The following is a 17,611-nucleotide window of genomic DNA, read 5'->3' on the forward strand; positions in this document are numbered from 1 at the left end:
CCCTCTAGAGGACATTCCGGACAAGCCGTATACCGCCCCGGAATGGCATCGACGCAGGTCAGCGCCATTTCCGGACGGCACGAAAACCGGAAACCGAAACCGGATTCAAGGCACGGCCGCAACGACCGCTAGACGTTGAAGCGGAACTCGACCACGTCGCCGTCGCGCATCACGTACTCCTTGCCCTCCATGCGGACCTTGCCCGCCGTCCGCGCCGCCGCCATCGACCCGGCCTCGACCAGGTCGTCGTAGGACACGATCTCGGCCTTGATGAAGCCGCGCTGGAAGTCGGTGTGGATCACGCCCGCCGCCTCGGGGGCCGTGGCGCCCGTGCGGATCGTCCAGGCCCGCGCCTCCTTCGGCCCGGCCGTCAGGTAGGTCTGCAGGCCCAGCGTCGCGAACCCCACCCGGACGAGCTGCGACAGCCCCGACTCCTCCTGCCCGAGGCTCTGCAGCAGCTCCAGCGCCTCGGCGTCGGGCAGCTCGATCAGCTCCGCCTCGATCTTGGCGTCCAGGAAGATCGCCTCGGCGGGGTGGACGAGGTCGCGCAGCCGCGCCCGCACGGCGTCGTCGGTCAGCTCGTCCTCGTCCAGGTTGAAGACGTAGAGGAAGGGCTTGGCGGTGAGCAGGTGCAGCTCGCGCAGCAGCGCGAGGTCGATCCCGGCGTCGGCGGCGCCCGCGAACAGGGTCGTCCCGCCGTCCAGCAGCTTGCGCGCCGCGACGACCGCGTCCACGACGGCGAGCTGGTCCTTGTCCTTCTTGGTGCGCGCCTCCTTCTCCAGACGCGGCAGGGCGCGGTCGATGGTCTGGAGGTCGGCGAGGATCAGCTCGGTGTTGATCGTCTCGATGTCGCGCGAGGGCGCCACGTCGCCGTCGACATGGGTGACGTCGGGGTCGTCGAACACGCGGATGACCTGGCAGATCGCGGCCGTCTCGCGGATGTTGGCGAGGAACTTGTTGCCGAGCCCCTGCCCCTCGGACGCGCCCTTGACGATGCCCGCGATGTCCACGAACTCCATCGTCGCCGGAAGGATCTTCTGCGAGTCGAACAGCTTCGCCAGGCCGTCCAGCCGGGGGTCGGGCACGCCGACGACGCCGACGTTGGGCTCGATGGTCGCGAACGGGTAGTTCGCGGCCAGCGCGTCGTTCTTGGTCAGCGCGTTGAACAGCGTGGACTTGCCGACGTTGGGCAGTCCGACGATTCCGATGGAGAGGCTCACGGCGGACCAGTTTAGGGTCCGCCGGGCGAGGCTCAGGCCCCCGCGCCCCGCAGGAACTCGGCGATGTGGCGGAAGGCGGCCTTGCCCTCCGGGATGTAGTCGGCGAAGACCGGGAAGACGTGCACCAGCCCGTCCCACTCCTGGTGGACGACGTCGACCCCGGCGGCGCGGGCGCGCGACACGGCGGTGCGGGCGTCGTCGCGCAGGATCTCGGTCGTGCTGGCCATGAACAGGGACGGCGGCAGGCCCGTCAGGTCGGCGCGGCCGGGCGCCAGCAGCGGGCTGTCGGCGACGCCGCCGTGCGCCTCGCAGTAGGACCGTCCGGCCGACGCCAGGCGCGCGGCCGGGATGAGCGCGTCGGTGCGGGCGTTGCCGCGGTGGGACTCCGCCTCGCACAGCAGATCCGCCCACGGCGAGATGAAGAACGCGGCGCCGGACAGCCGGCGGTCCCGGTCGCGGAGCGCGAGCAGCAGGGCGAGCGCGAGGTGCCCGCCCGCCGAGTCGCCGCCGACGACGATGTCGGACGCCGCATACCCCTGGTCGAGCAGGTGCTCGTACGCGCCGAGGGCGTCGTCGAGCGCGTCGGCGGGCGTGTGCCGGGGCGCGAGCCGGTAGTCGAGCATGAGGACGGGCCGGGCCGTCGCCGCCGCGAGCCGCCACGCGAACGGCCGGTACAGGCGCGGGCCGCCGAAGAAGTAGCCGCCACCGTGCAGGTAGAGCAGGACCTTGCGCTCGTCCGGCGCCCCGGCCCGCACCCACTCGCTCGCGCCGCGCCCGAAGTCCTGCGGGGTGAACGTCACGCCGCGCGGGACGAGCTGGAACCAGGCGGCGAGCGCGGTGGCGCGCTGGACGAGCAGCATCCCGGCGTCGCCGGGCGGCCCGTACTCCCAGACCGTGCGCAGCCCGACGCGGATCGCGCGGGCGGCGGCGCGGGCGCGGGCCGTGGGCGGCATGCCCGGCTCCAGCGCGAGCGTCCGCGCGACGCGCCGCTGGGCGGGCGTGGTCGCGACGGGACGGATCCGGGACGACGTGACGGCCATGGCGCCTCCAACCGAGAAACTGAACGGCATTCTGTACTCTATGCGAGCCAATTGGACGCCAGGTCTCATGAACCGCCTCCGTCACATCCCGGCGCGTCGCGTCCGTCCCGTCCCGCGCCCGCTGTCACGATGAGCGGATGGATGTCGGGCTGTTCGTCGCGCTGCTCGTCGGGGCCGCCTTCGGCACGGCGCTCGGCTACGCCGTCGCGACCGGGCGCCAGGGGCCGTTGATCGCCCGCGCCCGCAGCGCCGAGGAGAAGCTCGCCTACGCCGAGGAGCGGCTGGCCGAGCGCTTCGAGGCGCTGTCGGCCAAGGCCCTGGACGCGAGCAACCAGCGGTTCCTGGAGCTGGCCGACACGCGGCTGAAGGCGGCCGGGGCCGAGGCGGCGGGCGACCTGGACCGGCGCCGCACGGCCGTCGAGCACCTGGTGGCGCCGCTGCGCGACACGCTCGCCCGCGTCGAGGAGCAGTTGCGCGAGGTCGAGACGGGCCGCCGCGAGTCCCACGCGATGCTGGCCAAGCAGGTCGAGTTCGTCCGCCGCAGCTCCGAGGAACTGCGCGGGGAGACCCGGACGCTCGTCCGGGCGCTGCAACGCCCCGAGGCGCGCGGCCGGTGGGGCGAACTCCAGCTCCGCCGCGTCGTCGAGCTGGCCGGGATGGCGCACCACTGCGACTTCGACGAGCAGGCGAGCGCGCGGACCGCCGACGGCGTCGTCCGCCCCGACCTGGTCGTCCGGCTGGCGGGCGGCAAGAACATCGTGGTCGACTCCAAGGTGTCGCTGGCCGCCTACCTGGACGCCGCCGCGTCCGACGACCCCGCCCGCGAGCGCGACCGCCTCGACGCCCACGCCCGCCACATCCGCGACCACGTCGACCGGCTCGCCGCCAAGGAGTACTGGCGGGCGTTCAGCCCGACGCCGGAGTTCGTCGTGCTGTTCGTCCCCGGCGAGGCGTTCCTGGCGCCCGCGCTGGACCGCGACCCCGGGCTGCTGGAGTACGCGCTGCGCCGCCGCGTCCACCTCGCGACGCCGACGACGCTCATCACGATGCTGCGGACGGCGTCCTACGCGTGGCAGCAGGCCGCGCTGTCCCGCAACGCCCGCGCGGTGTTCGAGCTGGGCCGCGAACTGTACGACCGGCTGGGCGCGATGGGCCGCAGCATGGACGAGCTGGGACGCGGCCTCACCACCGCCATCAAGTCCTACAACCGGACGGTCGGCTCGCTGGAGACGCGGGTGCTCGTCACCGCGCGGCGCCTCAACGACCTCGGCGTGGTGGACGCCCCCCTGGACGGCCCCGCACCGGTCGAGGACGCCCCGCGCGCCCTGTCGGCCGCCGAGCTGACCGGGGACCCGGCGGTCTCCACCGGACGGACCATTCCCGAGCAAGGCGATCGGCGGGAGAATCGAGGATGACGGCACCGACGGCGGACCGCGCCTCCGGCGACTCCGGGGCGACCGGAGGAGGACGCGTGCGGGCGAGCGACGGCGGGAGTCCCGCGCGCCGGGCGGTCGCGCTCACCGGGCGCGGCGGCATCGTGGCGATCTACGCGGCGGCGCTGGCCGGCGCGCTGCTCGCCGACGGGACGGGCCTGCTCGCGGGCCTCGGCTTCCTGCTGGGCTGCGCGCTGGCGGCGCTGCTGACGCGTCCGGCGGACCTGCTGACGCTGGCGGTGAGCCCGCCCGTGGTGTTCCTCGCGGCGACGGCGACGGCGGCGGTCGTGCTGAACGCGGGCGAGGACGCGCCGCTGCGCGCGATCGCGGTGGCGCTGCTGACCGCGCTGGCGGCGACGGCGCCGTGGCTGTTCGCCGGGACGGTGCTCGTCCTCGCCGTCGGGGTGCCGCGCGGCCTGCTGCTCCAGTTCCGCGAGCTGCGCAAGCGGCTGGCCGGGCTGCGGCTGTTCCACGAGGAGGAGAACGCCGACCCGGTGCGCTGGGACGACTCCCGCCGCCGCGAGCCGCCGTCCCACCACGCCGAGGTCGACTGAGCGGTCAGCCCGTCGAGACGATCGGGAGCGGGGCGCGCAGGTCGCGGCGCAGCTCCTTGGGCAGCGAGAACCGCACGTGCTCCTGGACGGGCTCGACCTCCTCGACCGTCCCGAAGCCGCGGTCGCGCAGCCAGGCCAGGACGTCCTGGACCAACTCGTCCGGCACGGACGCGCCGCTCGTCACGCCGACCGTGGTGACGCCCTCCAGCCAGGCCGGGTCGATCTGGTCGGCGTAGTCCACCAGGCGGGCGTCGTCGGCGCCGTGCTCCTTGGCGACCTCGACCAGCCGCACCGAGTTGGACGAGTTCCGCGAGCCCACCACGATGACGAACTGGGCCTGCGCCGCCATCTCCTTCACCGCGACCTGCCGGTTCTGGGTGGCGTAGCAGATGTCGTCGGACGGCGGGTCGAGCAGGTTCGGGAACCGCTCGCGCAGCTTCTCGACGGTCGCGATGGTCTCGCTGACCGACAGCGTGGTCTGCGACAGCCACGCCACCTTGTCGGGGTCGCGGACCTGGACGTTGGCGACGTCGCCGGGGCCGTCCACCAGGTGGATGTGGTCGGGCGCCTCGCCGGTCGTCCCGATGACCTCCTCGTGGCCCTCGTGCCCGATGAGCAGGATGTCGTAGTCCTGCTCGGCGAACCGGACGGCCTCCTTGTGGACCTTGGTGACGAGCGGGCACGTCGCGTCGATCGTGCGCAGGCTCAGCCCGGCGGCCTCCTCGTGGACGACCGGCGCGACCCCGTGCGCGGAGAACACGACGATGGCACCCTCGGGGACCTCCTCGGTCTCGTCCACGAAGATCGCGCCCTGCTCCTCCAGCGTCCGGACGACGTGGACGTTGTGGACGATCTGCTTGCGGACGTAGATCGGCGCGCCGTACTTCTCCAGCGCGACCTCGACCGTCTGGACGGCCCGGTCGACGCCGGCGCAGTAGCCGCGCGGCTTGGCGAGAAGGACACGGCGCTCGGTCGTGGAGGTCATGCCCCCCATCGTACGGAACGCCCTGCGGCGCCCGTGCGGGCGACGCCGTCCCGGACCCGCCGCGCGACGCGGGCAAAGCACAGGTGAAGCCCGCATATGTGACCCAGCGCACGTACAGTCCGGCCAGAAACCCGTTGACCCGGGGTGACCATGCTCCCGCCGATGAGGCAGAGTTGTGGACGGAGAGATGACGTCGTCCGTACAGCCCGGTACCGACGGGACGGCGAGGAGGGAAGACCGATGACGAGATCGCCGCGTCGCATCAAGCAGGTGCGCGACACCGTGGGCGAGCAGTTCCGTGACCTGCCCCTGCACGCGGTCCGGCTGGCGATGTTCGGCGTCGGCCGCGCCCTGCTCCTCAGCGACCGTGTCACGCAGGACTACAAGGAGATCACCGAGGGCGGCGGCGTCCGCCCGGTGCTCGGCCGGCTGCGCGGGGACGTGCAGCACACGGCCGGGAAGGTCGTCGGGCAGGTGACGCAGCGGGTGCGCGGCGGCGAGGACGAGAGCGAGCCCGCCCCGGCCCGCCGTCCGGCGCCCCGCCCCGACGAGCGGGAGATCGCCGTCGGCAAGCCCGGCGCCGCGCCCGCCGCCAAGCCCGCCCCGGAACCGGGGAACGAGGCCGCGCCGCGTCCGGCTCCCAAGCCGACGCCGTCGCCGAGCCCGGTTCCCGAGCCGGGGACGGAGGTGGAGCCCGCCCCGTCCGCCGAGGTGGAGCCCGCGCCGCCGGCCGCCGTCGAGGAGTCGGGCCGGGGCATCGCCTCCGCCGACCTGCCGGTGCCCGACTACGATGCGGCGACGATCCCGCAGCTCCGCGCCCGGCTGCGCGGCCTGTCGGTGGAGCAGGTGAAGCTGCTGCGCGAGTACGAGCGCACGCACGCGGCCCGGCCGGACGTCGTCCGCATGTACGAGAACCGGATCATCAAGCTCAACGGCCAGGGCTGACGGCCGGGACGTCGCGGAACGCGTGGTCCACGTCCACGCGTTCCAGCGCCGTCAGGTGGTGCCGCCGGACGGCCAGGACACCGATCGCCGCCGCACAGCACGTCGCGCCCACCACGTAGGGCACCGAGGCGTTCAGGTGCTCGGCGAGCTTGGTCGCGGCGTAGGGCGCGACGGCGCCGCCGAGCCAGCGGACGAAGTTGTACCCGGCCGACGCGACGGGCCGGGGGCTGTCGGACACCTCCATCGCGGCCTCGGTGTACGCGGTGTTGTTCATGCCGATCGGGATCCCGGACAGGATCGTGCAGGCGACGATCCCGCCGTGCCCGAAGACGGCGAGCCCGAGCTGGAACACGGCGAGCAGGACGAGCGCCGCGTACATGACATGGATCGTTCCAAGCCGCCGCTGGAGCCGGGGCGCGACGAACACCGACGACAGCGCCACCAGCACGCCCCAGCCGAAGAAGACCAGGCCGATGCCGTGCGCGTCCATGTCCAGGACGAACGGCGTGAACGCCAGCACCGTGAAGAACGCATAGTTGTAGAACAGGGCGCTGAAGGCCGTCGTGGACAGCCCGCCGTGCCGCAGCGCGCGGATCGGCGCCGTCAGCGACGTCTTCTCCGCCGGGCGCGGCATCCGGCGCAGCAGCGTCGTGATCAGCAGGAAGCCGATCGCCATGAGCGCGGCGGTGCCGAAGAACGGGTACCGCCAGTTCATGTCGCCGAGCAGGGCGCCGGCGAGCGGGCCGAGCGAGATCCCGAGCCCGAGCGCGGCCTCGTAGAGGATGATCGCCGACTCGGCGCCGCCGCTGGCCGCGCCGACGATCACCGCGAGCGCGGTGGCGACGAACAGCGCGTTGCCGAGGCCCCAGCCCGCGCGGAAGCCGACGAGCTGGCCGACCGTGTCGGACGTCCCGGCGAGCGCGGCGAACACGACGACGAGCGCGAGCCCGATCAGCAGCGTCCGCTTGCCGCCGATGCGGCTGGACACCCAGCCGGTGACGAGCATCGCGACGGCCGTGATCAGGAAGTAGCTGGTGAACAGCAGCGACACCTGGTTGGGCGACGCTTCCAGGTTCTTGGCGATCGCCGGGAGGATGGGATCGACCAGGCCGATGCCCATGAACGCGACGACGGCCGCGAACGCGGTGGCCCACACCGACAGCGGCTGGCGCAGCAGGGACGACTGGACGTGCATGGAAACCGTCCTTTCAGGGGGTGAACAGGCGGCCGAGCGCGGGCAGGGCCGCCGCGAGGGCGTCCCGGTCGGCGGCGGAGAGGGCCGCGACGCGCTCGGCGAGGAGGGCGACGCGCCGCTCGCGGGCGTCGCGCAGGCCGTCCCGGCCGCGGGGGGTCAGCTCGACGGTGACGACGCGGGCGTCGGCGCCGTCGCGGCCCCGGACGACCCGGCCGTCGCGTTCGAGCCGGTTGACCTGCGCGGTCATGGTCGGGAGGCGGACGCCGTGCTCGGCGGCCAGATCGGTCATCCGGCGCGGACCGTCCGCCAGGGACCCGAGCACCGACGTCTGCTGGCTGGTGATCTCCTGGTCGGCGGTGATGCGCCGGAGCGTGAGCACCATGTCGCGCAGGCGCCGGTTGAGGGTCTCGGCGATCTCGCGGTCGGTCACGGGCCTCTCCTCGTCATTTACTTAGCCATACTAACTTAGCTCGACTAACTTTCCAAACGACCTAGGGTGGGGCGCATGGCGATGGAGACGACGGCGGAGTCGCCGGTGCCCGTCCGGACGGTCCTCCAGGCGGTCGGCGGCTGGATCGGACGGCTCGGCCGCATCTGGGTCGAAGGCCAGATCACCGACCTCAACGCCCGGGGCGGGACGGTCTACGTGACCTTGCGGGACCCGGTCGCGAACATGTCCGTCCGGGTCGTCGGGCCGCGCGCGGTGTTCGAGGCGGCGGGCCCGGCGGTGGCGGACGGGGCGCGCGTCGTCGTCCACGCCAAGCCGGACTTCTGGATCAACCGGGGGACGTTCTCGCTCAGCGCGATCGAGGTGCGGCCGGTCGGCGTCGGCGAGCTGCTGGCCCGGCTGGAACGGCTCAAGCAGGTGCTCGCGGCCGAGGGACTGTTCCGTCCGGAGCGCAAACGGCCGCTGCCGTTCCTGCCGGGCAAGATCGGGCTCATCTGCGGGCGCGACTCCGACGCCGAGCACGACGTCCTGCGCAACGCGCGGCGGCGCTGGCCGGCCGTGGCGTTCGCGGTGCGGAACACGGCCGTCCAGGGGACGCACGCCGTCCGGGAGGTCCTGGAGGCGCTGCGCGAGCTGGACGCCGACCCCGAGATCGAGGTGATCGTCATCGCGCGGGGCGGCGGCTCGATGGAGGATCTGCTGGCGTTCTCCGACGAGGCCCTGGTCCGCGCGGTCGCGGCGGCGCGGACGCCGGTGGTCAGCGCGATCGGGCACGAGCAGGACAGCCCGCTGCTGGACCTCGTCGCGGACGTCCGGGCGTCCACCCCGACCGACGCGGCCAAGCGGACGGTCCCGGACGTGCGCGAGCAGATCCAGCTCGTCCGCCAGCTCCGCGACCGGGGCCGCCGGGTCATCGCGGGCGGGCTGGAGCGGGAGACGGCATGGCTGCGCGGGATGCGGTCGCGGCCCGCGCTGGCCGACCCGGTGCGGGAGATCGAGCGGCAGTCCGAGCAGGTCGCGGCGCTGCGCGACCGGACGCGGCGGTGCCTGGACGGGGCGCTGCACCGCGCGTCCGACGAACTGTCCCACACCCGGGCGCGCCTGCTGGCCCTCTCCCCCGCCGCGACGCTGCGCCGGGGCTATGCGATCGTGCAGCGCGACGACGACGGGATCGTCCGGGCCGCGTCGGACGTGGCGGCGGGCGACCGGCTGCTGGTCCGGCTCGCGGACGGGCGCATCGCGGTCACCGTCGCGCCGGACACGCCCTAGGGTGGGGCACGTGGCCGACGAGAAACTCACCTACGAGCAGGCGCGCGACCAGCTCACCGACGTCGTCCGGAAGCTGGAGGCGGGCGGGCTGACGCTGGAGGACTCCCTCGGCCTCTGGGAGCGCGGCGAGCGCCTGGCGGCGATCTGCGAGGAGTGGCTGGAGGGCGCCCGCGCCCGGCTGGCCGCCGCGATGGCCTCGCCCGAGCCCGAGAGCTCCGGCCAAGCGCCGTTCTAGGTGCGGGGCTGGGGCTTCAGCGCGGCGGCGAGGACGGCCAGCTCGTCCAGGCCGGCGGTGCCGGTGACGACGATGCTGACGCCGCCGGGGAGCGTCCGGGCGAGCGAGTTCGCCTTCTTGTCCTTGCGGTAGTACGTCTGCCACGTCGCGCCCGCGACCGTGCGCGAGCCCGTCGGGGTCTTGCTGTTGGTCATGCGCGGGACGTACGCGCCCGCGTTCTCGTTGCTCTGCTCGACCGCCGCGTACTCGTCGGACGGCGTCACGAACCCGAGGTGCCACGCGACGGGCTTGCCGTGGACGCCGAGCCCGTTGACGCGGGAACTCGTCGGCCGCCACGCCGAGGGAAGCCCCTGCGGCGCGTACGGGGTGAACGGGGCGCCGCTGCGCATCGCGAGGAGCTGGCCGGAGTAGTCGACGGTCGGCAGCACCTCCTTGTCGCTGCGCGGCGTGATCAGGTAGATCGCCCCGACGAGCACCAGGCAGCAGGCCATCGCCAGCGTGAAGCCGCCGAGCCCGGTGGTCAGCCGCTTGTAGACGCCGGGGTTGACCTCCACGACGGGCCGTTCGGGGGCCGGGGCGGGCTTCTCGGTCGTGTCGCTCACGTCTCCAGCATCGCGCACGGTCAGCGCTGCTCGGTACGCGGGTTCCGGATCGTCGCGACGATCGCCATGATCTCGTCGGCGAGCCGCCGGGACGCGTCCTCGTCGTCGCCCTGCACGACCTCCGACACCGCGCCCGCCATCGCGCCGGTCAAGACGATGACGAGCGCCTCGTCCACGCCGCCGTCCTCGGTGTGGAACAGCGCGGCGTTGCGGCGCGCCCACCGGTTGAGGCGCCTGCGCATGACGCGGTCGAAGCCGGGCGGGCCGTCGCCGGAGATGAACAGCCGCGCGACGTCGCGTTCGGCGAGCGACCCGTCGAGGTAGGCGTTGGCCCCGGCGAGGAACTGGCGCATGGGGTCGGTCTCGCCCGCGTCCCGGACGGTCGTGATCGCCTCGCGGGTGCGCTCCTGCTGGCGCGCCTGGAACTCGTCGAACAGCGTGAGGTACAGGTCGGCCTTGCCGTTGAAGTGGTGGTAGAGGCTGCCGACGCTGGCGCCCGCGCGTGCCACGATGTCGGTGACGGCGGCCTGCGCGAAGCCGGCCTCGCAGAACACCTCGCGTGCCGCGTTCAGCAGGGCGGTCCGGGTGGCGGCGCCCCGGTCGGAGGTGCGCTGCGCGGGCTCGTCCACTCCGGCGGGCGGCACGTCGATGTCGCTGCTCATGAGTGCTGAGATTACGCCCTTGCCCGGAGGGAAACGATCCCTGTACCCGTCGCCGGAGTTCTGCGCCCGCCCGGCGGCGGTCACGCCGTGTCCCTGGTCTGGACCAATTGGTGACCTGGGCCGGACATTGCGGAGAATTCCGGATACAACAACCGAAAGGGCTGCGACGTCATGTCCGACGAAACGACCGTCTCCTCCCCGCTCACCACCGAGCCCGCCGCACCGGACCGCAACCTGGCGCTCGAACTCGTCCGGGTGACCGAGGCGGCGGCCATGGCCGCCGCCCGCTGGGTGGGACGCGGTGACAAGAACGGCGCCGACGGCGCGGCCGTGAACGCCATGCGGCAACTGATCAACACGGTGTCGATGCAGGGCGTGGTCGTGATCGGCGAGGGCGAGAAGGACAACGCCCCGATGCTGTTCAACGGCGAGCACGTCGGCGACGGCACCGGCGCCGAGTGCGACGTCGCGGTCGACCCGGTGGACGGCACCCGGCTCACCGCGCTCGGGATGAACAACGCGATCGCCGTCCTCGCGGTGGCGCCGCGCGGGTCGATGTACGACCCGTCGGCCGTGTTCTACATGGAGAAGCTGGTCACCGGCGCCGAGGCCCGCGACGCGGTGGACATCGAGCGTCCGATCGGCGACAACATCCGGGCCGTCGCGCGGGCCAAGGGGTCGTCGGTCGAGGACGTGACCGTCGTCATCCTGGACCGGCCCCGGCACGAGGGCATCGTCAAGGAGGTCCGCGAGGCGGGCGCGCGGATCAAGTTCATCCTGGACGGCGACGTCGCCGGCGCGATCATGGCGGCCCGCGCCGGGACCGGCGTGGACCTGCTGCTCGGCATCGGCGGCACCCCCGAGGGCATCATCGCGGCGTGCGCGATCAAGGCGCTCGGCGGCGTGATCCAGGGCCGGTTGTGGCCGCAGGACGACGCCGAGCGCCGCAAGGCCGTCGAGGCCGGGCACGACCTCGGCCGGGTGCTGACCACCGACGATCTCGTCACGTCCGAGGACGCGTTCTTCGCCGCGACCGGGATCACCGACGGCGAGCTGGTGGAGGGCGTCCGGTACGGCAAGGGCGTCGCGACGACGCACTCGCTCGTCATGCGCTCGCGCAGCGGGACGATCAGGCAGGTGACGAGCGAGCACCAGTTGGAGAAGCTGCGCGCCTACAGCGCGATCAACTTCGACGCGGCGGTCTAACGCGCGCCGCCACCACCGCGCGGGGTAACACAGCGCGGTGGTGGTGCGCGCCGTGCGCTGGACTGAGGAGCAGCGGGAGCTTGCGACCGGAGCGACGAGGGAAGCGCACGGCTAACAGCGCACCGCCACCGCGCTAGACAACACAGCGCGGTGGTGGTGCGCGCCGTGCGCTGGACTGAGGAGCGGCGGGAGCTTGCGACCGGAGCGACGAGGGAAGCGCACGGCTTACAGCGCACCACCACCGCGCTGGGGAACACAGCTCAGCGTCTGCGGCCTAGGCGGCCGCGCACGCGTTCGCGCAGTGACCGCTTCGGCGCCTGCGCGCGGACGGACGCCAGCAGCAGCGTCCCGGCGATCTCGACGGTCGGCCCGCCGTCGGCCGGGCGGTGCCGCAGTTCGCGGGTGCCGACGACGGTGCGTCCGGTGACCTGGACGCGGACGCCGTCGGGGACGATCAGGCGGATCCGCCCGCCGAGGACGAGGGCGTCCACCACGGTGTGCCGGCGCTGGAGGACGGCGTCGCGCAGGTCGAGTTCGACCGTCCCGAACAGGGCGAACAGCGGGAGCTTCACCGGCACGACCCAGCGTCCCTCGCGGCGGACGCGGCCGAACAGCACCGAGACGGGCCGGTCGTCGGCGATGATCGGCTGGGTCTCGCGCGGCGCCAGGTCGCCGGTCAGCCCGGTCAGCTCGCCGAGCGTGCGGGCGGCGTAGGCGCGGGTGGTGCGGTCGGAGTGCTCGTCCAGGGTGAGGCGGCCGTCCGCGAGGGCGTCGCCGAGCAGCGCGACGACCCGCTCCCGGTCGGCGTCGGAGGCGCGCAGTTCGGTGACGCGCCGCACCGGTTCCCCGGGCCTGCGCGGACGGGACGAATCCACGCGTCCACACTAAAGCGCCCCGCTCTCCGGGACGAACGTCCGGCGCGACTTCGCCGGAAAATCAGTAGGCGCGGTCCCGTACGGGACATAACGTGACACGGGTGACACAACAGACGAACGCGCTCGCGCTGCGCGGCGTCGTGAAGCGGTTCGGGAACCGCGCGGCGGTGGACGGCCTCGACCTCACGGTCGCGCGCGGCGTCTGCCTCGGGCTGCTCGGCCCGAACGGCGCCGGGAAGTCGACGACCATGCGGCTGCTGACCGGGCAGGCCGTCGCGGACGAGGGCGCGATCGAGGTGCTGGGATTCCCGGTGCCGCGCGAGTCCAAGCGGGCGCGGGCGGCCATGGGCGTGGTCCCGCAGCAGGACAACCTGGACGAGGAGCTGACCGTCCGGGAGAACCTGGAGGTCTTCGCACACCTGTACCGCGTGCCGCGCGGCGGCCGGGCGGCGGCGGTCGCGCGGGCGGTGGCGCGGGCGCGGCTCACCGGACGCGAGCGGACCCGCGTCGGCGACCTGTCCGGCGGGATGCGGCGGCGGCTGCTGATCGCGCGCGGGCTCGTCCACGACCCGGCGCTGGTGCTGCTGGACGAGCCGACCGTCGGCCTCGACCCGCAGGTCAGGGCCGAGCTGTGGGGACTGATCGACGGGCTGCGCACGGCCGGGACGACCGTCCTGATGTCCACCCACTACATCGAGGAGGCCGAGCGGCTGGCCGACGACTGCGCGGTGATGGCGCGCGGCCGGGTGATCGCGCGCGGCGCCCCGTCCGACCTGGTCGCCCGGCACGCGGGCAAGCAGGCGGTCGAGTACCACGGCCCGCCGGCGCGCCTGGCCGAAGTGGAGCGCATCGCGCGCACCGCGGGCCTCCCGACCCGTCGCACGGGCCCCTCAGTCGCCGTCCTGCGCGCCGAGGAACTGCCGCCGTCGGCACTCGAAGCGCTCGGCGCGGACGGCATCGTCCGCCACCCCACCCTGGAGGACGTCTTCGTGATCCTGACCGGCGAGCGCGTCGAGTGAACGCGGACTGGAAGCGCGCGGCGCACGCGCGCGGGGAGACGCGACACGAGCGCGCGGGCGGCGCGCGCCGCGCGCTGGACTGAGGAGTGGCGGGAGCTTGCGACCAGAACGACGAGGGAAGCGCGCGGCTCAGAGCGCGCCGCCCGCGCGCGGGGAGACACCGCCCGCGCGCGGGGAAACACGGCTGCGGCGGTTCGAGGGGGCCGCTCTGCGCGGGGTGTGGCGGTATGAGGCCGCGCAGTTCACGCGGTACTGGAAGCCGCAGACGTTCGGGGCGCTGTTCGAGCCCGCGTTCATGCTGCTCGCGTTCGGCTACGGCGTCGGGTCGCTGGTCGCGGCGGTCGCGGGGATCACCTACCGGGACTTCGTCGCGACGGGCGTCGTCGGGACGGCCGCGCTGTTCCTGTCGGTGTTCCCGGCGATGTTCAACGGCTACACGCGGCGCGTCTTCCAGCACACCTACGACGCGGTGCTGGCGGCGCCGGTGGACCTGCACGAGCTGCTGGCGGGCGAGACGGTCTGGACGGCGGCGCGCGCGGGCGTGTTCGGTTCGGCGCCGCTGCTGGTCGGGATGGCGTTCGGGCTGGACCCGGCGCCGGGGATGCTGCTGGTGCCGTTCATCGTGTTCGCGACGGCGTTCGGGCTGTCGCTGTTCGGGGCGTGGACGGCGGCGCGCGTCGCGTCCATCAACTCGCTCGACTACGTGATCACCGGCGTGGTGACGCCGCTGATGCTCGTCGCCGGGACATACTTCCCGATGTCGTCGCTGCCCGGCTGGGCGCAGGCGGCGGCGCACGCGAACCCGGTGTTCCACTGCGTCGAGCTGGTGCGGCACGCGGTGTTCGGGTTCCGTCCGCTCGCCGACCTCGGGCACCTGGCGGGCATCGCGGCGTTCGCCGCCGTCGCGTGGACGCTCGCGCTGCGGGCGCTCCGGCGCAAGCTGATCGTGTGATTGACCGGTCCGGGCGCGGGACCCTACCCTCACCTGAACATTCTTCACGTTGACCGAGGGAGCGGGCCCATGACGGGCAGCGTCACCACGCGCGTCCGGCGCGCGCGGGCGGCCGGGTACGCCGTCTTCGCCGTCCAGGGCCTGTGCTTCGCGGCGCTGGTCAGCCGGGTCAACCAGGTCCGGGACGCCCACCACATGACCGACGACCAGATCAACCTGGTCGTCCTGTGCGTCCCGATCGTCGCGGGCGTCGGCAGCGCGGTCGCCGCGCCGCTGATGGGACGGTTCGGCAGCCGCATCGTGCTCCGCGTCTCCCAGCCGTTCGTGTGCCTGACCGTCCTCGCGATCGGCCTGTCCGGCAGCGCCGACATCCCGGTCTACATCGCGGTCGCGGTGTTCGGCTTCTTCGTCGGGGCGGTGGACGCGTCGATGAACGCGCAGGCCGTCACGTCCGAGCGGGCGTACGGGATCAGCATCCTCACCGGCTTCCACGCGGTCTGGGCGGCGGCGGCCGGGATCGGCGCGCTGTGGGCGTGGGTCGCCAACACCTACGTGTACCCCGACCACCTGACGACGTCGCTCGCGGTGGGGTTCGCGATCCCGGCCGTCCTCGGGACGGCGGTGACGCTCGTGGCCGGCCCCCGCCTCGCCGCCAAGGAGGACGAGGTCGCCGTGCCCGCCGGGGCGGAGCTGAAGGCGGCGGCCAAGCTCGTCCCGTGGCGCCCGGTACTGATCATCGGGCTGGCGATGGGCTGCTTCTACGTCGCCGACTCGATGCTGTCCAACTTCGGCGCCCTGTACTTCGACAACGACCTGCACAGCAAGGACGTCGCGCCGCTCGGCCTGGCCGCCTACCAGGTCGCGATGGTCGCGAGCCGGGCCGTCGCCGACTTCGGCGTCCGCCGGTTCGGCGCGGCCCGCGTCGTCCGCGCCGGGACGGTCGCGGGCATGGCGGGGCTGCTGCTCGTCGTCGCCGCGCAGAACGCGCCGATGGCCATCGCGGGCTTCGCCGTGACGGGCCTCGGCCTCTGCGTCATCCCGCCGCTGTCGTTCTCGGCGGCGGGCCGCGTCGACCCGTCCGGGCTGGGCGTCGCGGTGGCGCGGGTCAACATCTTCAACTACGTGGGCTTCGTGGCGGGGGCGGTGGTCGTGCTGATCCTCCAGCCGCTGTCCAGCTACCAGACGTCCTACATCGTCCCGGCGGTCCTGACGCTGGCGATCATCGCGCTGGCCCGCGGGTTCGAGCCCGCCCCCGTCCACGACGCGTCCGAAACCCCCGCGCCGGTCCGCTGACGCGCGGTCAGGCGTCCTCGGCCAGGGCGGTCACCGCGTCCTCCCCCGCCGAGCGCGCCTGCTGGGGGGACAGGTCCTCCAGGGCCCGCGCCAGGGCGGTCAGTGCGGCGTCCGCCGAAGCCCGCAGGGTCACCGCGTGCTCCTGGGCGCGGGCGAGATCCCCGAGCCCGACGCAGTCGAACGACACCTGGGCATCGTGCGCCGCCATCTTGAGCTGCCTCGCGGCCTCGTCCAGACTCATCCGTCCTCCTTCGCTCAGACCGGGGCTCTACCCGTGAGCACGCGGGGTAACCGCGCGGGCGAGAACTTCGACGGACCGCTCCAGGCGCGCGGTTCCGGCCCGTCCGTAACCGAGGACGAGCGCGGGCGGCGCCGCGCCGGCGCGGTCGGGCGACCATGAGCCGCGCGCCCCGGTGACGAGCACGCCGCCGTCCGCCGCCGCCGCGACCACGGCGTCCTCGTCGCATCCCGGTGGCAGCTCGACGTAGAGGTGCAGGCCCGCCGCCACGCCCCGGACGACCGCGACCGGCAGATGCGCGCGCAGCGCGGCGGCGAGGGCGTCGCGGCGCGCCCGGTAGCGGCGGCGCATGACGCGCAGGTGCCGGTCGTGGCCGCCGTCGGCGAGGAAGCGGGCCAGGGCGCGCTGCTCCAGCGACGGGTTGCCGAGATCGGTCAGCGCGCGGTGCTCGCGCAGCCCGTCGGTCAGCGCGGGCGGCGCGACGGTCCAGCCGAGCCGCAGCGCGGGCGCGAGCGCCTTGCTCACCGAGCCGAGCAGCACGACGCGCTCGGGATCGACGCCCTGGAGGCAGCCGACGGGGTCGCGGTCGTAGCGGAACTCGGCGTCGTAGTCGTCCTCGACGACGACGCCGCCCGTCTCGCGCGCCCAGGCGATCAGCGCGGCCCGCCGCGCGGGCGACAGGACGACGCCGGTCGGGTACTGGTGCGCGGGCGTGACGAGCACGGCCCGCGCGGGCGACGCGGCGAGCGCGGCGACGTCCAGGCCCTCGGCGTCCACCGGCACCCGGACGATCCGCGCCCCGGCGGCGCGCAGCAGCGGGAGCTGGCGGTCGCTCGTCGGGTCCTCGACGGCCAGGACGCGCCCGTCCCGCGCGAGCAGCCCCGCCAGCGCCGACAGCCCGTGCGCGACGCCGCTGACGATCGTGATCCGGTCGGCGGACGCGTCGGCGGCCCGCACGCGCCCGAGGTACCCGGCCAGCTCGGTCCGCAGCGCGAGGTCCCCGGCCGGGTCGGGGTAGCCGAGCAGCGCGTCGTGCGGGCTGTCGCGCAGCGCGGCCCGCAGCGCCGCCAGCCACCGGGCGCGCGGGAACGCCGCCAGGTCCGGCTGGCCGGGCCGCAGGTCGGCGACGGCGGCGCGCGGCTCGTCCGGCCCGGCCGCGCCCGCGTCGGCGGCGGACGGACGGGCCAGCGGCGCGACCCGCGTCCCGTCCCCCGGCCGCGCCACCAGGAAGCCTTCGGCGAGCAACTGCTCGTAGGCCGTGACGACCACGCCGCGCGACACCCCGAGGTCCTGCGCGAGCGCGCGGCTGGACGGCAGCCGCGTCCCTGCCGTCAGCCGCCCCGCGCGGATCCCGGCGCGCAGCCCGGCCGCGATCTGCGCGGCCAGCCCGGACGACCGGTCCAGCGGAAGGTGCAGATCCATGATTGGTCCAGAATTCGG

The 17,611-nt window shown here is 73.9% G+C and carries 19 protein-coding genes; 9 read left to right on the top strand and 10 right to left on the bottom strand.

The features are described 5' to 3' along the window. Nucleotides 1-128 precede the first annotated feature (128 nt). Both ychF and BTM25_RS18670 read right to left on the bottom strand, forming a co-directional pair. A complete protein-coding gene (ychF, locus tag BTM25_RS18665) occupies nucleotides 129-1,220 on the bottom strand; it encodes a redox-regulated ATPase YchF (protein ID WP_103564135.1) in 1,092 nt (363 codons plus the stop codon). A gap of 32 nt (nucleotides 1,221-1,252) precedes the next feature. After that, nucleotides 1,253-2,260 (bottom strand): alpha/beta hydrolase, encoded by a 1,008-nt coding sequence (locus BTM25_RS18670; RefSeq protein WP_103564136.1) that lies wholly within the window; start codon nucleotides 2,258-2,260, stop codon nucleotides 1,253-1,255. Nucleotides 2,261-2,397: 137 nt separating this feature from the next. Here BTM25_RS18670 and BTM25_RS18675 point away from each other — a divergent pair, with 137 nt between their 5' ends. Further along, entirely contained in the window at nucleotides 2,398-3,675 is a 1,278-nt protein-coding gene (locus tag BTM25_RS18675; protein ID WP_103564137.1) for a DNA recombination protein RmuC, read from the top strand. 56 nt (nucleotides 3,676-3,731) lie between these two features. Beyond that, the gene (locus BTM25_RS18680; RefSeq protein ID WP_103564138.1) at nucleotides 3,732-4,247 is read left to right on the top strand and encodes a DUF6542 domain-containing protein; all 516 of its coding nucleotides are present in this window, start codon (nucleotides 3,732-3,734) and stop codon (nucleotides 4,245-4,247) included. Between the two features lie 4 nt (nucleotides 4,248-4,251). On the opposite strand, the gene BTM25_RS18685 is transcribed toward BTM25_RS18680, so the two are convergent. Beyond that, nucleotides 4,252-5,232 carry a 4-hydroxy-3-methylbut-2-enyl diphosphate reductase gene (locus BTM25_RS18685; RefSeq protein WP_103564139.1) on the bottom strand — a complete coding sequence of 327 codons (981 nt, stop codon included), beginning with the start codon at nucleotides 5,230-5,232 and terminating at the stop codon, nucleotides 4,252-4,254. 240 nt (nucleotides 5,233-5,472) lie between these two features. On the opposite strand from BTM25_RS18685, the gene BTM25_RS18690 reads away from it, so the two are divergent. Beyond that, the gene (locus tag BTM25_RS18690) at nucleotides 5,473-6,177 is read left to right on the top strand and encodes a hypothetical protein (protein ID WP_103564140.1); all 705 of its coding nucleotides are present in this window, start codon (nucleotides 5,473-5,475) and stop codon (nucleotides 6,175-6,177) included. On the opposite strand, the gene BTM25_RS18695 is transcribed toward BTM25_RS18690, so the two are convergent. Both BTM25_RS18695 and BTM25_RS18700 read right to left on the bottom strand, forming a co-directional pair. Beyond that, entirely contained in the window at nucleotides 6,161-7,372 is a 1,212-nt protein-coding gene (locus BTM25_RS18695) for an MFS transporter (protein ID WP_103564141.1), read from the bottom strand. The two genes, BTM25_RS18690 and BTM25_RS18695, sit on opposite strands and share 17 nt — an antisense overlap. 13 nt (nucleotides 7,373-7,385) lie before the next feature. Continuing rightward, nucleotides 7,386-7,802 carry a MarR family winged helix-turn-helix transcriptional regulator gene (locus tag BTM25_RS18700; protein WP_235828474.1) on the bottom strand — a complete coding sequence of 139 codons (417 nt, stop codon included), beginning with the start codon at nucleotides 7,800-7,802 and terminating at the stop codon, nucleotides 7,386-7,388. Nucleotides 7,803-7,877: 75 nt separating this feature from the next. On the opposite strand from BTM25_RS18700, the gene xseA reads away from it, so the two are divergent. Next, complete coding sequence (gene xseA / locus BTM25_RS18705; RefSeq protein WP_103564142.1) at nucleotides 7,878-9,089, top strand: exodeoxyribonuclease VII large subunit; 1,212 nt, start codon at nucleotides 7,878-7,880, stop codon at nucleotides 9,087-9,089. Between the two features lie 10 nt (nucleotides 9,090-9,099). Beyond that, nucleotides 9,100-9,324, top strand: a complete 225-nt coding sequence (locus tag BTM25_RS18710) for an exodeoxyribonuclease VII small subunit (protein WP_103564724.1) — start codon at nucleotides 9,100-9,102, stop codon at nucleotides 9,322-9,324. Here the strand turns inward: BTM25_RS18710 and BTM25_RS18715 are convergent. Both BTM25_RS18715 and BTM25_RS18720 read right to left on the bottom strand, forming a co-directional pair. Continuing rightward, nucleotides 9,321-9,926 (bottom strand): DUF4245 domain-containing protein, encoded by a 606-nt coding sequence (locus BTM25_RS18715; RefSeq protein ID WP_235828475.1) that lies wholly within the window; start codon nucleotides 9,924-9,926, stop codon nucleotides 9,321-9,323. The two genes, BTM25_RS18710 and BTM25_RS18715, sit on opposite strands and share 4 nt — an antisense overlap. A 20-nt stretch (nucleotides 9,927-9,946) precedes the next feature. Further along, nucleotides 9,947-10,588, bottom strand: a complete 642-nt coding sequence (locus BTM25_RS18720) for a TetR/AcrR family transcriptional regulator (RefSeq protein WP_103564144.1) — start codon at nucleotides 10,586-10,588, stop codon at nucleotides 9,947-9,949. A gap of 171 nt (nucleotides 10,589-10,759) precedes the next feature. Between BTM25_RS18720 and glpX the strand changes: the two genes are divergently transcribed. Next, entirely contained in the window at nucleotides 10,760-11,794 is a 1,035-nt protein-coding gene (gene glpX, locus BTM25_RS18725; protein WP_103564145.1) for a class II fructose-bisphosphatase, read from the top strand. Nucleotides 11,795-12,054: 260 nt separating this feature from the next. Here the strand turns inward: glpX and BTM25_RS18730 are convergent, their stop codons facing one another. Then, entirely contained in the window at nucleotides 12,055-12,669 is a 615-nt protein-coding gene (locus tag BTM25_RS18730) for a DUF1707 SHOCT-like domain-containing protein (protein WP_103564146.1), read from the bottom strand. Nucleotides 12,670-12,770: 101 nt separating this feature from the next. Here BTM25_RS18730 and BTM25_RS18735 point away from each other — a divergent pair, with 101 nt between their 5' ends. From BTM25_RS18735 to BTM25_RS18745, 3 genes are all read left to right on the top strand, one after another. Continuing rightward, nucleotides 12,771-13,688: an ABC transporter ATP-binding protein gene (locus tag BTM25_RS18735; RefSeq protein ID WP_103564147.1), complete on the top strand. Its 918-nt coding sequence runs from the start codon at nucleotides 12,771-12,773 to the stop codon at nucleotides 13,686-13,688. Between the two features lie 217 nt (nucleotides 13,689-13,905). Next, nucleotides 13,906-14,640, top strand: coding sequence for an ABC transporter permease (locus BTM25_RS18740; protein WP_235828476.1), 735 nt, complete (start codon nucleotides 13,906-13,908; stop codon nucleotides 14,638-14,640). 69 nt (nucleotides 14,641-14,709) lie between these two features. Next, entirely contained in the window at nucleotides 14,710-15,933 is a 1,224-nt protein-coding gene (locus BTM25_RS18745; protein WP_103564148.1) for an MFS transporter, read from the top strand. A gap of 7 nt (nucleotides 15,934-15,940) precedes the next feature. On the opposite strand, the gene BTM25_RS18750 is transcribed toward BTM25_RS18745, so the two are convergent. Then, the gene (locus BTM25_RS18750) at nucleotides 15,941-16,174 is read right to left on the bottom strand and encodes a hypothetical protein (protein ID WP_103564149.1); all 234 of its coding nucleotides are present in this window, start codon (nucleotides 16,172-16,174) and stop codon (nucleotides 15,941-15,943) included. A 27-nt stretch (nucleotides 16,175-16,201) separates the two neighbouring features. Then, nucleotides 16,202-17,593, bottom strand: coding sequence for a MocR-like pyridoxine biosynthesis transcription factor PdxR (gene pdxR, locus BTM25_RS18755; RefSeq protein ID WP_235828477.1), 1,392 nt, complete (start codon nucleotides 17,591-17,593; stop codon nucleotides 16,202-16,204). Between the last annotated feature and the right edge of the window lie 18 nt (nucleotides 17,594-17,611).

This window comes from Actinomadura rubteroloni (assembly GCF_002911665.1).
Taxonomy (GTDB): Bacteria; Actinomycetota; Actinomycetes; order Streptosporangiales; family Streptosporangiaceae; genus Spirillospora; species Spirillospora rubteroloni.